At 62.3% G+C, this 17,102-nt stretch carries 13 protein-coding genes; 6 read left to right on the top strand and 7 right to left on the bottom strand.

From position 1 onward, the window contains the following. Positions 1–10 precede the first annotated feature (10 nt). The 4 genes from ASD82_RS08460 to ASD82_RS08445 form a co-directional block, all read right to left on the bottom strand. On the bottom strand, positions 11–766 hold the full coding sequence (locus ASD82_RS08460) for a class I SAM-dependent methyltransferase (protein ID WP_056717390.1): 756 nt from the start codon (positions 764–766) through the stop codon (positions 11–13). Next, positions 756–2,093 (bottom strand): ABC transporter ATP-binding protein, encoded by a 1,338-nt coding sequence (locus tag ASD82_RS08455; RefSeq protein ID WP_056717389.1) that lies wholly within the window; start codon positions 2,091–2,093, stop codon positions 756–758. Before ASD82_RS08455 ends, ASD82_RS08460 begins: the two co-directional genes overlap by 11 nt. Next, positions 2,083–2,871, bottom strand: coding sequence for an ABC transporter permease (locus ASD82_RS08450; RefSeq protein WP_056717388.1), 789 nt, complete (start codon positions 2,869–2,871; stop codon positions 2,083–2,085). Before ASD82_RS08450 ends, ASD82_RS08455 begins: the two co-directional genes overlap by 11 nt. A 126-nt stretch (positions 2,872–2,997) precedes the next feature. Then, the gene (locus ASD82_RS08445; protein ID WP_056717387.1) at positions 2,998–4,164 is read right to left on the bottom strand and encodes a PLP-dependent aspartate aminotransferase family protein; all 1,167 of its coding nucleotides are present in this window, start codon (positions 4,162–4,164) and stop codon (positions 2,998–3,000) included. A 217-nt stretch (positions 4,165–4,381) separates the two neighbouring features. Between ASD82_RS08445 and ASD82_RS08440 the strand changes: the two genes are divergently transcribed. From ASD82_RS08440 to ASD82_RS08415, 6 genes are all read left to right on the top strand, one after another. Beyond that, positions 4,382–5,842, top strand: a complete 1,461-nt coding sequence (locus ASD82_RS08440) for a glycosyltransferase (RefSeq protein ID WP_056717386.1) — start codon at positions 4,382–4,384, stop codon at positions 5,840–5,842. After that, positions 5,839–7,143: a glycosyltransferase gene (locus tag ASD82_RS08435; RefSeq protein ID WP_056717385.1), complete on the top strand. Its 1,305-nt coding sequence runs from the start codon at positions 5,839–5,841 to the stop codon at positions 7,141–7,143. The genes ASD82_RS08440 and ASD82_RS08435 overlap by 4 nt, the downstream gene beginning before the upstream one ends. After that, positions 7,118–8,347: an acyltransferase gene (locus ASD82_RS08430; RefSeq protein ID WP_235580670.1), complete on the top strand. Its 1,230-nt coding sequence runs from the start codon at positions 7,118–7,120 to the stop codon at positions 8,345–8,347. Before ASD82_RS08435 ends, ASD82_RS08430 begins: the two co-directional genes overlap by 26 nt. A 79-nt stretch (positions 8,348–8,426) precedes the next feature. Next, positions 8,427–9,272: a class I SAM-dependent methyltransferase gene (locus ASD82_RS08425; RefSeq protein WP_056717384.1), complete on the top strand. Its 846-nt coding sequence runs from the start codon at positions 8,427–8,429 to the stop codon at positions 9,270–9,272. A 55-nt stretch (positions 9,273–9,327) separates the two neighbouring features. Next, positions 9,328–10,125, top strand: coding sequence for an ABC transporter permease (locus ASD82_RS08420; protein ID WP_056717383.1), 798 nt, complete (start codon positions 9,328–9,330; stop codon positions 10,123–10,125). Next, positions 10,125–11,390, top strand: coding sequence for an ABC transporter ATP-binding protein (locus tag ASD82_RS08415; protein WP_056717382.1), 1,266 nt, complete (start codon positions 10,125–10,127; stop codon positions 11,388–11,390). The genes ASD82_RS08420 and ASD82_RS08415 overlap by 1 nt, the downstream gene beginning before the upstream one ends. On the opposite strand, the gene ASD82_RS08410 is transcribed toward ASD82_RS08415, so the two are convergent. The 3 genes from ASD82_RS08410 to ASD82_RS08400 form a co-directional block, all read right to left on the bottom strand. After that, complete coding sequence (locus tag ASD82_RS08410; protein WP_056717381.1) at positions 11,355–12,248, bottom strand: GDP-mannose 4,6-dehydratase; 894 nt, start codon at positions 12,246–12,248, stop codon at positions 11,355–11,357. The genes ASD82_RS08415 and ASD82_RS08410 overlap by 36 nt on opposite strands. Continuing rightward, entirely contained in the window at positions 12,232–13,266 is a 1,035-nt protein-coding gene (gene gmd / locus ASD82_RS08405) for a GDP-mannose 4,6-dehydratase (protein WP_056717380.1), read from the bottom strand. The genes ASD82_RS08410 and gmd overlap by 17 nt, the downstream gene beginning before the upstream one ends. An 87-nt stretch (positions 13,267–13,353) precedes the next feature. Continuing rightward, positions 13,354–17,097 carry a glycosyltransferase gene (locus ASD82_RS08400; protein WP_056717379.1) on the bottom strand — a complete coding sequence of 1,248 codons (3,744 nt, stop codon included), beginning with the start codon at positions 17,095–17,097 and terminating at the stop codon, positions 13,354–13,356. Between the last annotated feature and the right edge of the window lie 5 nt (positions 17,098–17,102).

Genomic DNA, 17,102 nt, shown 5'->3' with positions numbered 1-17,102 from the left:
AAGTCTATGGCTACTGCGCGGGCTTATTGAGCCATGAATGCAACCTTGCTTCGTCGCCCAGCGGCAATATACGCGGATTCGCCGCTGGCCGAGCTGTCAACACATACTGAAAAACGTTTGCCGTGGGATGGCTGTCAAGCAACGCCCTTACATTGGCAGGCAGCTTGATCCAGCATTCATGGAACTGTTCATGCGAGCCCCCCGCGTCGACTGTTTCGCGATGGGTAACCTCCCAACCGGCCGAATTGAGCATCGATTCCAGGGAGTTCCATGTAAAGAATCGCAGATGTGTCTCGTCCAGAATGCCCGTGGCCTTATAGTCAAATCGACCGCACAACAATTCCGCGATGACCCCGGCATGCCCAACGTTCGGCACGGACAGGACGAGATATCCGTCTTCTCCGAGCATGCCGCGCAGCTCGCGCAACAACCTCAGGGGATCGCGCAAATGCTCGATGACATCAGCGGCGAGAACCACATCGAACGGGGGCGGGATATCCGTGGCCCACGAGGCATCCTCAAGGTCTCCGACGACCAGTTGGTCAAGCCAGGCCCGGGCGTGTTCAGCGCTGGCCGCATCGTATTCCACTCCGGTGACCGCGCATCCCTGCTCGACGGCAAGCTGGCGGGTGATGACCCCATAACCACAGCCCAGTTCCAGCACCCGGCGATCGGATCCCACGAGACGCGACAAGCGCGCCGCCGTACTCAGCCCGTCCGGATCGAAACTGTAGTCGTAAGGCGATATACGGGAATCATCCGTCATTGCCGTCGACCTCGATCTTCACATCCAGCATCGGAACGCCGACCAGACCGGTGGAAACGCTGCTGGACACTGAGCGAATCACAAGGACGTCATGCGCCCACAGCAACTGCTGATGGTCCATCTGCGTGCCATCCGCAATGGCGACGTCGAAACTGTAGTCTCCCACCGGCATGATGGGCATCGGAAACGTGAACTGCGCCCGCAACACGTTTCCCTTGATGGCAGTCGGCGGCGAATCTATATAGGTCAGGTACGTGTTGTCGCCAAAGAGGGTCTGCCCCAGCTTGTCCTTCAGGAAAAATCCGATGATGGGTTGGCGTATCGCCTCCAGACATCGTGCGTGAACCAGCAATGAAACCATTTCGCCGCCGACGACCCAAGACAGGGGATTATCGTCTTCCCCGAGCAAGGCCACGTCCGCCAAGGTGACCCCTCCCTGGCCAAACGATTTGACATTCGGATTGAACTTGAAAACCTCAAGATCATTTCTGATTGACGAACGCATCACCAGGTCGCGACGCTGATCCCTCCATTCACGGGCGCCAAGCACCTTCTGCACGGCGTGATGATCGAGCCGCTCATCCTTTTGCGCCTGATTGAACAGGGACGCCAGGTACTTTTCCGTAACAGACTTGGCGTCACCTATGGCGCGCATTTCGCCCTTGTCGATCCACATCGCTCTGTCGCACAGACTCCGCACGGCCCCTGTGTCGTGACTTACGAAGATCAGGGTACCCGTCTCCTTGAAGTCGCGCAGAAACCTCATGCACTTTTGCGTGAATTGTGCATCGCCAACGGCGAGCGCCTCGTCAATCACCATGATTTCCGCATCGACATGCGCAATGACCGCAAACGCGAGGCGAACGAACATGCCACTTGAATACGTCTTCACTGGCCGATCTATGAAATCGCCTATCTCGGCGAATTCAATGATTTTTGGCAGTCTTGCCGTGATGTCGGCCGTAGAGAGCCCGTAGATGCCACCACTGAGAACGGCGTTCTGTCGGCCGGTGAACTCCGGATTGAAACCGGCTCCCAGTTCCAGAAGTGCAGCTACCTTGCCGGTGCAAGCGACCGTACCTGACGTGGCGGCCAAGGTGCCGCAGACAATCTGCAGGAGCGTGGACTTCCCGGATCCGTTCTTGCCAATGACGCCGAATGTCTGCCCCTTCTTGACCTCAAAGCTGATGTCTTTGAGCGCCCAGAATTCACGATACAGCCTTTTTCGGCCGCGCAGAAAGGACTGCCACAGCCGATGCACCGGCGCGTCGTACATCTGGTAGCACTTGGACAGACCGTGGGCACGAATGGAGACGTCAGAGGACATCAGGGAATCCCTTGCGCGCCTTTTGAAAGAAGACAAACCCCAACGCGGCCATTACCAGGGATATGCCGAGATAGACGGCCAGCACCTCGAAGTCCGGAAGCTCTCCAAACATCAACGCCCCGCGCGCCTCCTCCATTGGTATGGTCAACGGGTTCAACCTGATATAGGGCCTCGCCTTTTCCGGCAAGGTCGATATCTGGTAGAAGAGCGGCGACAGGAACATCGTGGCGCTGATGACCAAGGCGACCACCTGATTGACGTCCCTGACATAAGTCCCCAAGGCCGCAAGAAACCAGCTCAAGCCCAATATCATGATCAACAAGGGAAGTATGATGACCGGGATCCAAAGCCCCTGCCAATGCATCGGCGCATTGAGGAAAATGGCCATTGCCACGAGTACAAATATGGCAATGATGGCATTGAACACGGCCGTGACGAGTTGGATCACCGGCAATATTTCAAGGGGAAATACCACCTTTTTGACGTAATTCGCATTACTCAGTATCAAGGTAGGTGCACGATTGATGCATTCGGCAAAAATATTAAACAATATAAGCCCGGTAAATAGCGCAATAGTGTAGTTGCCCTGCACGTGTTCCCCCTGCGCCCATCGGCTCTTGAACAAGCTCCCGAACACAAACGAATAGAGCGCCAAAAGGAGCAGGTTTTGAATGACGTACCAGGACAAGCCGCCGTAGGATCCCTTGAAGCGCGCAGCAATTTCGCGTTTTGACAAGGCCCACAGAAGCTCCCTGTTTCTAACCAAGGCAGATATCATTCAATTAACTCCGTGATGCAGCGTTGTTGGCTCTGCAACTTGTTCTCCTCACGCTGTCAGCGCCAATGACGTCTCGCGTTCAAGTGGCGTGTCTAGCCATCCTGTCGATCACGCTTGCCTGGATGCTCAGGCCAGCGAGTTCTTCAGCTCAGCCATCAGATCGGTTACGTCCTCCACCCCGACCGACAGCCGGATCAGCCCGTCGCTGATGCCCAGCCGCTTGCGATTGGCTGCCGGCACCGAGGCGTGGGTCATGATCGCCGGATGCTCGATCAGGCTTTCGACGCCGCCCAGCGACTCGGCCAGCGCGAACAGTTCGCAGCGCTCCAGCATGCGCCGGGCCTTCTTCAGGCCACCCTTCACCTCGATCGTGATGATGCCGCCGAAACCGTGCATCTGGCGCTTCGCCAGCGCGTGCTGCGGATGGCTTTTCAGGCCCGGATAGATCACCCGCTCCACGGCGGGATGCTTTTCCAGCCACTTGGCCAGCTCCAGCGCGCTTTCGCAATGCGCCTTCATGCGCAGGTGCAGGGTCTTCAGGCCACGCATGGCGAGGAACGCATCGAACGGGCCGGCCACCGCACCGACCGAGTTCTGCAGGAAGCCCATCTGCGTGGCCAGTTCCTTGTTGCTGGCGACCACGATGCCGCCGACCATGTCTGAATGGCCGTTGAGGTACTTGGTGGCCGAATGCAGCACCAGGTCGGCGCCGTATTCCAGCGGTCGCTGCACCATCGGCGAGCAGAACGTGTTGTCGACCACCAGGATCAGACCGTGCTTCTTGGCGAACGCGGCAACCTTGCCCAGGTCGACCAGCTTCAGCATCGGGTTGGTCGGCGTTTCCGCCCAGATCATCCTGGTGTTCGGCTTCAGCGCCGCCTTCATCGCGGCGGTGTCGTTCAGGTCGACGAAGCTGAAGTCCAGCCCCGCCGAGCGCCGGCGTACCTTCTCGAACAGGCGGTAGGTGCCGCCGTACAGGTCGTCCATCGCGATCACGTGGCTGCCCGAATCGAGCAGGTCCAGCACGGTCGCCGCGGCGGCCAGTCCCGACGCGAAGGCGAAGCCGGCGACGCCGCCCTCCAGATCCGCCACGCAGCGCTCGTAAGCCATCCGGGTCGGGTTCTGCGTGCGCGAATACTCGTAACCCTGGTGCACGCCTGGACTCTTCTGCACGTAGGTCGAGGTCGCGTAGATCGGCGTCATGATCGCGCCGGTGCTGGGATCAGGATGCTGGCCGGCGTGGATGGCGCGGGTGCCGAGGCCGTGGGGAACGCTGGAGTTCGACTTTTTCATTCGCGGATCATCCGGACTTGGTCAGGGCAAGTCATAAAAGACTGTTATCTTACTCGTTTGCCCCGTACCACCGAAACGCGGAAGTTACGCCTGTTCATTTTTCCTGACCCCCGGTCGACCCGCGGCCGTCGGATGTTCCACCTGGGCCGATAGTGCGGCAACATGCAGGGAATGGCATTCGTGACTGGCATGGGCCACCGCCGTTGACCGGAACCAGATGAAATTCCTTCTCCACGCTAAAGTCGATCAGCTCACCATCCAGGAACGGCTTGGCACTCCCGACTACAGCTACTTTTTCCTGCTGCGCGCCTTCAGCGGTGTGCTTTCACAGTTGGGTGAAGTGATCCATCTGCAGTATCCCGAACAGGCGGATCCGATCCACGCACAATGCCTCGATAACGGCGAAGCTTGCGTACTGCTGTCGTTTGCCCCGCCGCACAAGACTCCGCTGGATCTTGAATGCCCCACGATTCCGGTTTTTGCGTGGGAGTATCCCGACATTCCGGGGCGGATCGAGGAAAACTGCTGGCAGGGTGACCCCAGGCACGACTGGCGACAGGTGCTGGCCCGAACGGGCCGAGCCATCACGTTGTCCAACCACACGGTGGACGCGGTCAAGCGCAGCATGGGGCGTGACTATCCGATCGTGGCGATTCCCTCGCCACTGGCGATCGCGCAGGTCAGCGAACGGTCGTTGCCGAGTCCGGAGGATACCCTGCTGAGAGTTCACGCCAGCGTGGCCGATAGCGCCAAAATGGGGCTCAATCCGAATGGCCTGCTTTGCCTCGAAGAGGAAGACGGAACCCCTTTCGATCCAGGTGACGACGCTGCGTTGCCCGGATCCCTGGCCTGCCAGAACGGCAACGCCACTGACATGCCAGCGCCAGCGGCCGTGCCGTGCGCGCCGGATGAATCGGAGCCTGCCATTTGTGGCTGGGACTTGCCTGCCGCCGCACAGATACGCATGCGCCTGCGCGGCGTGGTCTACACCTCGGTGCTGACCCCCTCCGCCGGGCGCAAGAACTGGGAAGATCTGCTCACCGCGTTCTGCTGGGCGTTCCGGGATACCGCGGACGCCACCCTCATCCTCAAGCTGGCCGGCACCGAGCTGACCTTCCACCATCACCAGCTCCTGATGCTGCTCAGCAAGTTGTCGCCCTTCCGGTGCCGGGTCATCGCCATCAACGGTTACCTGTCAGACCAGGACTATGCCGCCCTGCTGGATGCCACCAACTATTACGTGAACGCGTCATTGTGCGAAGGCTTGTGTCTTCCGTTAATGGAGTTTCTCGCTGCCGGAGTGCCAGCCATTGCCCCCGACAACACAGCGATGGCGGACTATATCCAGGATGATCTGGCGTTTGTGGTGGCGAGCTATCCCGGCCTGCCCAAGCCATGGCCGCACGGTGACAACGAATCCCACCGCACCAGTTGCCATCAGCTGGATTGGCACTCGCTGATGCAGGCCTATCGCCAGAGTCACCAGATTGCCATGCATGACCCGGGACGTTACCGGCAGATGTCACGTCGCGCGCGGGAGGCGATGCTGGCGTATTGCGGCGAGGACGCGGTGAAGTCGCAGCTGCGCGGGTTCCTGTGTCCTTGGCTGCCCACGCAGGAGCGGTCCGGAACCTCCGCGCCCAGCGTATTGAAAAAGCCGACGCCGATCGAATCGTGATCATCATCATCCATACCAGCACGCCCGGCGGTGACCTGCGCCACCAACTCGGGCGCCCCGAGTACAGCTACCGTTTCGTGGTGGAGGAATTCCGGCCGCTGCTGCAGGAACTGGGCGCGATCATCGAAGTGACCTATCCGGAACACGAGGTCGACGCCATCTACGCGGACTGCCAGCGGGACGGCGAGTCGTGCGTTTTCCTGTGCTTCCTGCCGCCAAACAAAGTGCCGTTCGGGCTGGCCTGCCCCACCATCCCGGTGTTCGCGTGGGAATACGATACGCCGCCGAATGAGGCCTTCGGCGGCAAACCGCGCAACGATTGGACACGGGTACTGGGTAAACTTGGATCCGCCCTGACCCACTCAAGTTTCACCGTCGAGCGCGTGCATGACGCACTCGGACCGGATTTTCCCGTGTGTTCGGTGCCCGCACCGCTGTGGAATCGCATGCAGACACTGCGCGCCGGCAGTGCGGGACAGTTGCGATTACCCGCGAACAGTCTGCTGGTGGACAGTCGCCACACCGATCTCGGCGCGTATCGGATGAGCCTGATCGAGGCGGCCCTGCCAGACCTCCTGCCGATGCCCGAGCGTGCCGGTGGGCAGGATCTTGTCCTGGACGGCGTGATCTATACGTCCATCTACAACCCGCACGACGGGCGCAAGAACTGGATGGAGATGATCACCGGCTTCTGCGACGCCCTGCGCGACAAGGCGGATGCCACCTTGTTGATCAAGTTGACCCATCATGATCCGCGTGACCTGATCCCGAACATGCTCGAGGCGATCTACAAGATGGGATCGCTCGCGTGTCGCGTGGTGCTGCTCCATGCCTACCTCCCGACTGCGGAATACAACACCTTGTTGCGTTCTAGCACATATGCGGTGAACACGTCCCACGGTGAAGGTCAGTGTCTGCCGTTGATGGAATACATGTCCGCCGGCAAGCCTGCGGTGGCCCCCCGCCATACCGCCATGCTCGACTATCTCACGCCGGAAAATGCCTTCATCGTCGATTCGAGCCCCGAACCGGGAACCTGGCCACATGACCAACGCCAGGTATTTCGCACACTACGCCAGCGCGTCCACTACCAAGCCCTGGTCCGTGCCTACCGTTGCAGTTACCAAGTCGCGCGCCACGAGCCGGAGGTCTACGCCGCGATGAGTGCTGCGGCCACGATGGCGCTGCAGCATTACTGCTCGATGGAAGTGGTGCGAACGCGACTGCAACAATTCGTCAATGCGCGACTTTCGGCCACGCTGGTGAACACTCCGGATGCGCGCCATGTCGATTCCGTCTGAGCGCCAAGTGCTTGGTGCGCGGCGCAACCTGGACATCGAATGCCTGCGCGCGGTCGCGGTCATCGGCGTGGTCTTCCACCACATGCAGGGAAATTTGTTCCATCCGGGACTGGCGTGGATCGACAAACTCTTCCATCGCGCGGATTTCTGGTTCGGCGTGGATCTTTTCCTGGCCATTTCCGGGTTCGTCATTGCCCGCAGCTTTTTGCCCCAGATGAGCACCAGCCGCGGCGACCGGGACGAACAGGTCGGCGTGATCGGTGCGTTCTGGATCCGCCGTTTCTGGCGCCTGCTGCCGTCCGCGTGGCTATGGCTTGGCCTGATCATGCTGGCTGTGGTCGCGTTCAATCACAGCGGGGCGTTCGGCAGCGTCCATGCCAATCTGATGGCGACTCTGGCCGGCATCTTCAACGTCGCGAATTTCCGCTTTGCCGATGCATTCTTCCGCTACGAATACGGCACCAGCTTCGTCTACTGGAGCCTGTCGCTGGAAGAGCAGTTCTATCTGCTGCTGCCATTGCTGGCGCTTGCGCTGCATCGACGCATTGGCCTGCTCATGGTCTGCATCGTCCTGCTGCAGTTGTGCCTGTTTCGCACCCCCATGCTGATGTCCGTGCGTACCGACGCACTGGCGCTCGGCGTATTGCTGGCAATCGCCGCGCCCCGCGCCGGCTATGAAAAATTGAGCCCGCGTTTCCTGCTGCGCCTGCACTGGCTGCGCAGCGTGCTGCCGCTCGTGCTGCTGGCGACCATGGCGATGCTCGCCTCGGGCGATCTTGGCGACTGGCGCTTCCGCATCAGTGCCATTGCCGTACTCTCCGCCGCGCTGGTCTGGCTGGCCTCGTACGACCGCGACTATCTGCTGCCAACCGGCTGGTGCAAGAATCTGCTGGTATGGATCGGAGCCCGCTCCTATGCGATCTATCTGATTCACGTTCCCGTGTATTTCCTGCTGCGTGAAATCTGCTTTCGGCTGGGCACGGCGCAAGGCTCACCCGTGCATCCGTCCGCATGGCTGATGACCGTGCTGGCATGCGGCCTGATTGCCTTGCTGGCCGATCTGAATTACCGCTACCTTGAACAGCCACTGCGCCTGCGCGGCAGACGCATCGCGGATCGCTTCAGGCAGCGCCGGACCAGTCGCCAGGCCCTGGTGGTTTCGCGGGCCTACCCAGACAGCAGCAACATCGATCCCGGTGCATGAGCCGTATTGCCTGCAACGGTTGACCCACCCGCTGACAAGCTTGATACGTCCACCACACGCCACCATCGACGGAGTAACCATGTCCGATCTCACCAAAAAGCTGCTAGGCCTGGCGCCACCTCCGGAGCAGGCCGGAGCGCCTGCACCTGCTGGTCAGCCAGCGGAGGTAGTCGACTTGTCCGGCGCCGCCGGCGTTGGCCTGCATGATGCGGTGCTCAGCGGCTGGTTCCAGAACAGCACCAACGAGGTTTTTCGCGGCATTCCGATCGGACCCGGTGATTCGGTGGTCGACGTGGGCTGCGGCGACGGCGGTGCCAGCATGTTCTGTGCGCGGCGCGGGGCCCACGTCACTGCGGTCGACATCGACCCGCAAGTGATCGCCGCGATCGAGTCGCGCCTGGCGGAAGGCTGCCCGGGCGGCCATGCCAGCCATGTCAGCAACGGCAATCCGCTGCCGCTGGCCAACGCGGTGGCCAACCGAGTGCTGTGCACCGAGGTACTCGAACACGTGGACGATCCTCGGCAACTACTGTCCGAGCTCGTACGCATCGGCAAGCCGGGCGCGCTCTATCTGCTGACCGTACCGGGCGCCCTGCAGGAGAACCTGCAGAAGCATGTGGCACCGTCGAGTTACTTCCAGAAGCCGAACCACGTCCGTATCATCGAGCGCTCCGAGTTTGCCGACATGGTGACGCATGCCGGGCTGATCATCGAGGAACACACCCAATACGGGTTTTTCTGGTCGATCTGGTGGGCGCTGTTCTGGGCCTGCGAGGTGGATCTGGGCAAACCCAGCCATCCGGCGCTGGATCACTGGACCGAGTCCTGGCGTGCCATTCTGGCGCTGCCGCAAGGCACCCAGCTCAAACAGCAACTGGATCAATTCATGCCCAAGAGCCAGGTTATCGTTGCGCGCAAGCCATGATCCAGATCCGGCCCTCCCACGTCCGCCAGCAACCGATTGACCGCGTGGCCGCCTCATGAGCCTCGCCCTCACCCGCACCCTGTGGCGCTATCGCGGCTTCATCATGGGCAGCGTCAAGCGCGAGTTCCAGGCGCGCTATCGCAACTCGCTGCTGGGCGCAGCATGGACCGTGTTGCAGCCGCTGGCCATGATCACGGTCTATACCGTGGTGTTCTCCGAACTGATGCGCACGCGCCTGCCCGGCATCGACAGTCCCTACGCGTACAGCATCTTCCTGTGCGCCGGTCTGCTGACCTGGGGACTGTTCGGCGAGATCCTGCAACGTGGGCAGACGGTGTTCCTGGACAACGGAAACATGATCAAGAAGCTGAACTTCCCGCGCATCTGCCTGCCCGCGATCACGGTGATCAACGCCGTGGTGAACTTCGCGATCACCTTCTCGATCTTCCTGGCTTTTCTGGCAGTCACCCACAGCCTTCCGGGCTGGGTCATCCTGTACGCGATACCGGTCCTGCTGGTGCAGATTGCATTTGCCACCGGGCTGGGCATCATCGCCGGCGTGCTCAATGTCTTTTTTCGGGACGTCGGCCAGTTTGTCAACATCCTGCTGCAATTCTGGTTCTGGTTCACCCCGATCATCTATTCCACCGCTACCTTGCCAGCGCCGGTCAGACCATGGATGAAGCTCAACCCGATGACCCCGCTGGCGCAGGCCTACCAGGGCATCTTCGTATATGGACTGGCTCCATCGTGGTCCACGATCTGGCCCGTTGCCGTTCTGGCCGCGGGACTGTGCGTGGTGGCACTCACGCTGTTCCGCCGTCGGGCGGGTGAAATGGTGGACGAACTCTGATGGGCGACGTCCGCGTCAGTGGCCTGGGCAAGGCCTACAAGCAATATCCGGGGCAGTGGTCGCGATTGGCCGAGTGGATTTTGCCTGCCGGCAAGCCGCGCCACATCGAGCACTGGGTGTTGAAGGACATCGACTTCCATCTGCACGCCGGCGAGGCGGTGGGTATCGTCGGCGCCAACGGTGCCGGCAAGAGCACTCTGCTGAAGATGCTCGCCGGCACCGTGCGCCCCAGTTGCGGCGAGATCACGATTGGCGGGCGCGTGGCTGCCATGCTGGAGCTTGGCATGGGTTTCCATCCCGATTTCACAGGACGGCAGAACGCGGTGATGGGTGGCCAGTTGCTGGGGCTGTCGCTGGAAGAGATTGCCCAACTGATGCCGCACATCGAGGCCTTTGCCGAGATCGGCGAATACATCGACCAGCCGGTGCGCACTTATTCCAGCGGCATGCAAATGCGGCTGGCCTTCAGCGTGGCGACCGCCCAGCGACCGGATATCCTGATTGTCGATGAGGCACTCTCGGTGGGCGACTCGTACTTTCAGCACAAGAGTTTCGAGCGCATCCGCGAGTTCCGGCGCGAGGGCACCACCTTGCTGATCGTTTCGCACGATCGCTATGCCATCCAGACTGTCTGCGACCGCGCCATCCTGATGGACGCTGGTCGCATCCGCATGCAGGGATTACCCGTCGACGTACTGGATTACTACAACGCCATGATGGCCGAACAAAACCACCACAGGATCCAGCAGAAAACCCTCGCCGACGGCCGGGTTACCACCATATCCGGATCGGGTGAGGCCAGCATTGTCGATGTGCGCCTGCTTAACCAGCACGATCGTCCCGCCGATACCGTGGAGGTTGGCGAACCACTTCGCCTGCAAGTTCGTGTAAGAGTGAACTCGGCATTGCCGCGGTTGGTACTCGGTTTCCTGGTCAAGGATCGCCTCGGCCAAGCGATCTATGGAATCAACACGCACCGCCTCGAACAGCCCCTGGAAGATCTGGCCGCGGGGGAGGAAGCCACTTACTGCTTCAGCTTTCCGGCGCGGCTTGGCAAGGGCAGTTATTCCGTTTCATTGTCGCTGTCTCGTGAGGACTCTCATGTGGACAAGAACTTCGAGTGGCGCGACAACGCATTGATCTTTCATGTATTCAATACGGACATGGAGGACTTTGTGGGCAGCAGCTGGCTTGGCGCTGACGTGACGATCACACGCCATGGCATGGCATCAGGCGCCATACATCCAGTGCAAAGTCTCCCGTAAAACCCGCTGCGGAAATGGGCCAATGCGCCTCTGCAACCGGGCTGGATCGCCAACAAGACATTGCACCTCGTTGGCGCGCACGAAGGCCGGATTCACCCGGACCTCGATCGCATGACCGGCGATGTCCTCCATCATTGCGACCACCTCGCGCAACGAATGGCTGTTGCCCGTACAGATGTTGAAGGTGTCGCCTTCGCCGCATGTTTCCAGCAAACGACGGTATGTCCAGGCGACCGTCCGCACGTCCATGAACTCCCGCCAGACGTCGAGGTTGCCCAGCTCGACGATCCCTTCACCACGACGGAAATGGGCGACGATTTTCGGAATCAGGAAACGTTCGTCCTGACCTACGCCGGTGTAGTTGAAGGGTCGGGTAAACACCAGGGGAAGGCGGTCGGACCAGGTTCGCGCCATGTATTCCATCGCCAGCTTGCTCACCGCGTAATCATTCGCCGGTGCCGCCGGCACGCTTTCATCAAGCTTGCCGGTCTGCCCCGCGGCCTGGCCGTACACGTTGGCGCTGCTGGCCAGTACCACGATCGATGGCGCAGCCGGCAGCTCGGCCAGCGCGGCGAGCAAATGGCGCGTGCCGACGATGTTGGTCCGGTAGAGCGAATCCACGTCGCCGTGGGCGACAAACGCGATCGCCGCCAGGTGGATCACCGCCCACGGGCGAATTCCCGCCACCGCGGCCTGCACCGCCGCGGCATCGAGCAGGTCGACACGCCCGCCGTGGGCATTCAGGCCACAGACCTCGTAACCGGCACGTTCGAGGTCCTGCGCCACGTAGCGGCCGGTGAAGCCGTCGCGGCCGGTGACCAGCACCCGCCGCGGCACTGTCTCAGAAGGAGAAGCCATGCTGGTTCCTGCGCAGATCGGCCTCGACCATCATCCGGCACAGTGATTCGAGCGACGTTTGCGCCGACCAGCCCAATGCGGCACGGGCCTTGCTCGCATCGCCGATCAGCAGGTCGACCTCTGCCGGCCGGTAGTGACGCGGATTGATCCGCACCAGGGTCTTCCCGGTTCGTGCATCCACGCCGTGCTCATCGGCTTCCGTACCCTCCCATGCCAGTTCGATGTCCACGGCCGCAAACGCCATGGTGGCGAAATTGCGTACCGTTTCGGTACGCCCGGTGGCCAGCACGCAGGTTTCGGGGGTCTCGGCCTGCAACATGCGCCACATGCCGTCGACATACTCCTTTGCATAGCCCCAGTCGCGCTGCGCGTGCAGGTTGCCGAGTTCCAGCACGTCGAGCTTGCCGAGTCGTATCTTCGCCACCGCATCGGTGATCTTGCGCGTGACGAACTCGCGTCCGCGCAGCGGCGACTCATGATTGAACAGGATGCCGCTGGCGCCGAACAGACCGTAGGATTCGCGATAATTCACCGTGATCCAGTGCGCATACAGCTTGGCCACGCCGTATGGGCTGCGCGGATGGAACGCCGTGTCCTCGGATTGCGGAACCGCCTGCACCTTGCCGAACATTTCCGAAGTGGACGCCTGATAGAAGCGGATCGACGGATCGACCACCCGGATCGCCTCCAGCAAGTGCAGTGCACCCACGCCCGTGATCTGCGTCGTCGTCAACGGCTGGTCGAACGACACGCCCACAAAACTCTGTGCGGCGAGGTTGTAGACCTCGCTGACCTGATACTTCTGCAGCAATCGAATCGCCGCACCCATGTCGGTAAGGTCGAACTCCACCAGCTCCAGCTGCGGGTGGCCGAGGATGCCCAGTTCCTCGATGCGCCAGAAATTGGTCGAACTGGTGCGACGGTAGGCTCCCACCACCCGGTAGCCCTTGTGCAGCAGAAGCTCCGCCAGATAGGCACCGTCCTGTCCGGTGATGCCCGTGATCAACGCTGCCTTCATGCGGTTTCCTGCGTACGGTTGAGTACGGACATGCTACGGGCAAGCCGGCGTCTGTCCAAGCGGTGAATCACCATCCCGTGAGTTGCCTCAACTGTCGACAGGCTGCGTGTCCGGCCGCCAGGGTGGCAGCCATTGCGCATGGGCGCCATCGAACAGCATGTTCCAGAGGCGGGCGGTCGTGTCCTGCCAGCCGAGCACGGCGTCGGCCTTCGGGGCGTGCCTGGCGCGGTCCGTGGCCGCCGCCTGCCGCAATGCCTCGACCAGACTTTCCACGCGCCCGCCATCGAAATAGCTGGCAAACGCCGAAGACACTTCGCGGAATACCGGGATGTCTCGCGCCATGACCGGCAGGCCGCGGCGTGCCGCCTCCACCAGCGGCAGGCCGAAGCCCTCGGCCTCGGAGGCCGCCACCAGCGCGCGAGCACCGTCATATATCTGTTCGAGATATTCGTCGCTGGCCTGTTCCAGCCAGATCATTCGGGTCCCCGCTTCCGCATGCGAACGCATCCGTGCCGCCAGTGCGTCGGACATCCAGCCTTGTCGACCGACCACCACCAGGACCGCATCGACGCCTTCGGCCCACAGCTGTTCGAACGCGTCCAGCACTAGGGCATGCCCCTTGCGTGGTTCGATCGTGCCGACCATCAGGAAAGCCGGCGACCCGCGCAAGCGCGCCAGCACCTGGCCGGCGTCCGGTGGCAACCCCATGCTCGGCCGCGCCGCACCCGGGTCGTTGCCCGGGTAGAAATAGCCCAGAGGCAGTGCGTCATGTCGCAATGGCGGATGTTCGTCGAACCACTGGCGCACGTCGTCGGCGACAAACCGGGAAATGCACAGCAGGGCATCGGCGTATCGACCAATGCACTGCAGCCAGCGCCCGTGCATCCGGGCGATGCCGTCTGGGAACCATGCCGGCTGGCGAACCGGCAGCAGGTCGTACACCACGAACAGCATGCACACGCCGCGCACGCGCCAGGCATCGAGCAGGGCCGTGTTTTCCGGCAGCGCGTCGGCCACCCAGTCCAGTCCGAGCAGGATGTCGCCCGCCCGCGGCTGCACCACCTCTTCCGGCAGTTCGAACGACGGATGCCCGAGCACCTTCAGGGCGTAACTGCCAGCGTAGCGGTAACTGCCATTTACGAGCCGCACCGGCTCGATCCGGTACTGCGCCTGCGGATGCTGCAGCAGCGCCGACAGCACGCCGTGCACCACGCGCTCGATACCCGTGTGCAGGTCGTTGCCGGCAGTGGCGGTAACGTCGACATACAGCCGCGGTCGATCCACCAAGGGCTGGTTCGCAACCAGGGCCTGTTGCAATTCCCGTCGAGCCGGAGCGTCCATGGCAAATCCGGCGTCCGTGCGCGCCAGGCCTTCCAGCAGGCGCTGTTGTCCGGCCCCCGGCGAGCGCTGGTGGAAGGCCTCGATCGCCTCGCGATAGCGTCCTGCCACTTCGGCCGGATGGTGCTGCTGCCCGATCACGTGGGCCGCTTCGGCGGCGAGCCGCGCACGTGATTCGGCCTCGTCCCTCAGCTCCTGCAGGGCGGAGACCAGCTCGGCATCACTGAACTGGTCGGCAAGTCGAAGCACCGCGGCTTCGGGCAACTCCGTCGCTGTGCCGTGGGCGTTGACGATCAGCGGCAAGCCATGGGCAAGCGCATCGAAAACCGCGGCCGAAGTCTCGCCGCGCGAGTCGGTACGCAGCTGCACCACGATGTCGGTGGCGGCCAGATAGTCGGCATAGCTGTCGGCGCTGACAAAGCCGGTGATGTGGATACGCTCGCCGCCAGCGGCAGCGCTGATGGCCGAAGTCAGCGCCTGACCATACTCACCGCCGTGGTTCTCTCCGACAAAAATCAGCCGGCAGCGGTTGTCGTTTGTCAGCGCGGATTGCAGCCATGCCTCCAGCAGACGATGGTTCAATTTCGTCGGTGCCAGCATGCCGAAGCTGCAGACCACGAAGTCATCCGGCCCGATGCCGAGAAGGCGCCGCGCCAGCCGGCGATCGCCGTAGGTACGCTGTTTCGGAAATGGCACCACCACGAACTTGTCCGCGGCCGCCGCGCCATAGTGCAGACGCGCCTGTTTCACGGCGTAGTGCGAGTGCACGATCACGCCAAGCGCCCGCTCGATCACGTCCCGGTTGACTGGCCAAGTATCGAGCGTCGAAGGGCGGCCATGACGCAGGTCGTGCAGCAAGGCGGCATGACCGTGATTGTCGTACAGCAGGCGCAGGAACGCCGAAGGCTCGCCGGCGGCGTGCGCTATCCAGTTTCTCGCTGCGCCCAGCCACGAATCGTGCAACACCACTACGCCGGGGTGCCGCTGCAGCATGCCGAACATGTGCGCGTGAAACGGCGAATTGCCGAAGTGGTACAGCACTCGATCCTCGGCCGCATGGTCCACAAACCATTGCAGCGAACGAACAGGGAAACTGGCCAGCACCCACGGATCGGTCACCTCGGCCTGATCGACCACCACGTCGATCTCGTAATGGCAGGCCAGCTCACGCAGCAGACGGGCGCTGTAATCGGCGATACCCGACCGCACCGGCGGCAACGGCGACACGTAGATCAGCCGCGGTCGGGCGCACCGCCCGCCCCGCGACTTCGCCTTGTTCCCCACATGACTCTCGATGGCCGCCAGTGCCTTGCGCGCACTGACCGGCCAGCTGAACTGACGCGCCTGCACGCGGGCGTGCGCCCGCAGGCTCTGGACATGGCCATCCCCGCTCAGCACGGCCTGCAACCTGGCCGCAATCGAACTGCGGCTGCGCGGATCGAACAATGCATCCTCGCGCCCGATCACCTCCGGCAGGCTGGCGGCGTTCGAGCCGATCACCGCGGCACCGCACGCCATCGCCTCCAGCGGGGGCAGGCCCAGCCCCTCGTGCAGCGATGGCGCCACGAACAGGGTGCAGCCTGAATACAGTCGCGCCAGCTCCTCATCCGCCAGGGTCCCGGTGAAAACCAGCCGATCGGCAGCCAGGCGATGCCGGTGTGCCACCTGGCGCAGCTGAGCTGCCGTCACCGGATCGCATCGACCGGCAAGCACCAGTTGATGCCGCTGCACGACGCTGGCAGGAAGTTCGGCGAACGCGGCGATCAATGTGTCCACATTCTTGTGCGCGTCGTAACCTCCCGCATACAGCACGAAATCCGGACGCAGGCCCCAGTCCTGCTGCCAGCGGGCCCGGCAGGCGGCATCGATCGGCATGGGCCGGAACACCGGATCGGGAGCACCAGATACCACGGCCACATCCTCCGCCCGCAGCTGCAATGCGTCGATGGCCTCTCGCCGCGACGATTCGGAAATCGCCAGCAGCAAACCGCAGCGCTTGAGCAGGCCCAGCCGCTGGTAGTACCAGCGCCGGTAGGCGGCGTCGTGCAGGTGCCGCGCGGGATTCAGCAGCGGGATCAGGTCGTACAGGGTGGCCACATGCCGATGATCGTCGATACCGCTGCCCAGCGCCGCCGTCGAATCATCGCCCCAGCCTTCGAACAGGCTGCTGTGCCAGATGCAGTCCGCGCGCAATCCGCCGAGAAAGCCCGCGTGGGCGACCCTGGCCATCTGCACGCGCCGCTGGTTGCCTGGCTGGCAGGCTGCAATGCCGGAGGGCAGTTCGTTGACCAGCATGCGCTCGCGCGGAATCAGCCCATCGAACTGCTCGATGATGCCGAGCGAACTTTCATCCTGCCGCCCGTTCAGCGCCAGCCATACCTCGTGCCGGCCCGCCTCGACCGCGAAAGCCTTCGCCATCGACAGCGTATAGCGCCCGATGCCCCGATGCCGACTGTGCGATTGCGCGCCCTGGAGATCCAGCACGATCTTCATCGCGG

It is taken from the genome of Rhodanobacter sp. Root179, assembly GCF_001428465.1.
Classification (GTDB): Bacteria; Pseudomonadota; Gammaproteobacteria; order Xanthomonadales; family Rhodanobacteraceae; genus Rhodanobacter.
The sequence above is the reverse complement of the archived record's forward strand: the minus strand, read 5'-3'. Positions and strand labels throughout refer to the sequence as shown.

Coding starts and splice junctions, on each gene's coding strand:
- ASD82_RS08430 (WP_235580670.1), top strand. CDS start 7,118: ATGCGCGCCATGTCGATTCCGTCTGAGCGCCAAGTGCTTGGTGCGCGG.
- ASD82_RS08445 (WP_056717387.1), bottom strand. CDS start 4,164: ATGAAAAAGTCGAACTCCAGCGTTCCCCACGGCCTCGGCACCCGCGCC.
- gmd (WP_056717380.1), bottom strand. CDS start 13,266: ATGAAGGCAGCGTTGATCACGGGCATCACCGGACAGGACGGTGCCTAT.
- ASD82_RS08455 (WP_056717389.1), bottom strand. CDS start 2,093: ATGTCCTCTGACGTCTCCATTCGTGCCCACGGTCTGTCCAAGTGCTAC.
- ASD82_RS08450 (WP_056717388.1), bottom strand. CDS start 2,871: ATGATATCTGCCTTGGTTAGAAACAGGGAGCTTCTGTGGGCCTTGTCA.
- ASD82_RS08440 (WP_056717386.1), top strand. CDS start 4,382: ATGAAATTCCTTCTCCACGCTAAAGTCGATCAGCTCACCATCCAGGAA.
- ASD82_RS08400 (WP_056717379.1), bottom strand. CDS start 17,097: ATGAAGATCGTGCTGGATCTCCAGGGCGCGCAATCGCACAGTCGGCAT.
- ASD82_RS08425 (WP_056717384.1), top strand. CDS start 8,427: ATGTCCGATCTCACCAAAAAGCTGCTAGGCCTGGCGCCACCTCCGGAG.
- ASD82_RS08415 (WP_056717382.1), top strand. CDS start 10,125: ATGGGCGACGTCCGCGTCAGTGGCCTGGGCAAGGCCTACAAGCAATAT.
- ASD82_RS08420 (WP_056717383.1), top strand. CDS start 9,328: ATGAGCCTCGCCCTCACCCGCACCCTGTGGCGCTATCGCGGCTTCATC.
- ASD82_RS08460 (WP_056717390.1), bottom strand. CDS start 766: ATGACGGATGATTCCCGTATATCGCCTTACGACTACAGTTTCGATCCG.
- ASD82_RS08410 (WP_056717381.1), bottom strand. CDS start 12,248: ATGGCTTCTCCTTCTGAGACAGTGCCGCGGCGGGTGCTGGTCACCGGC.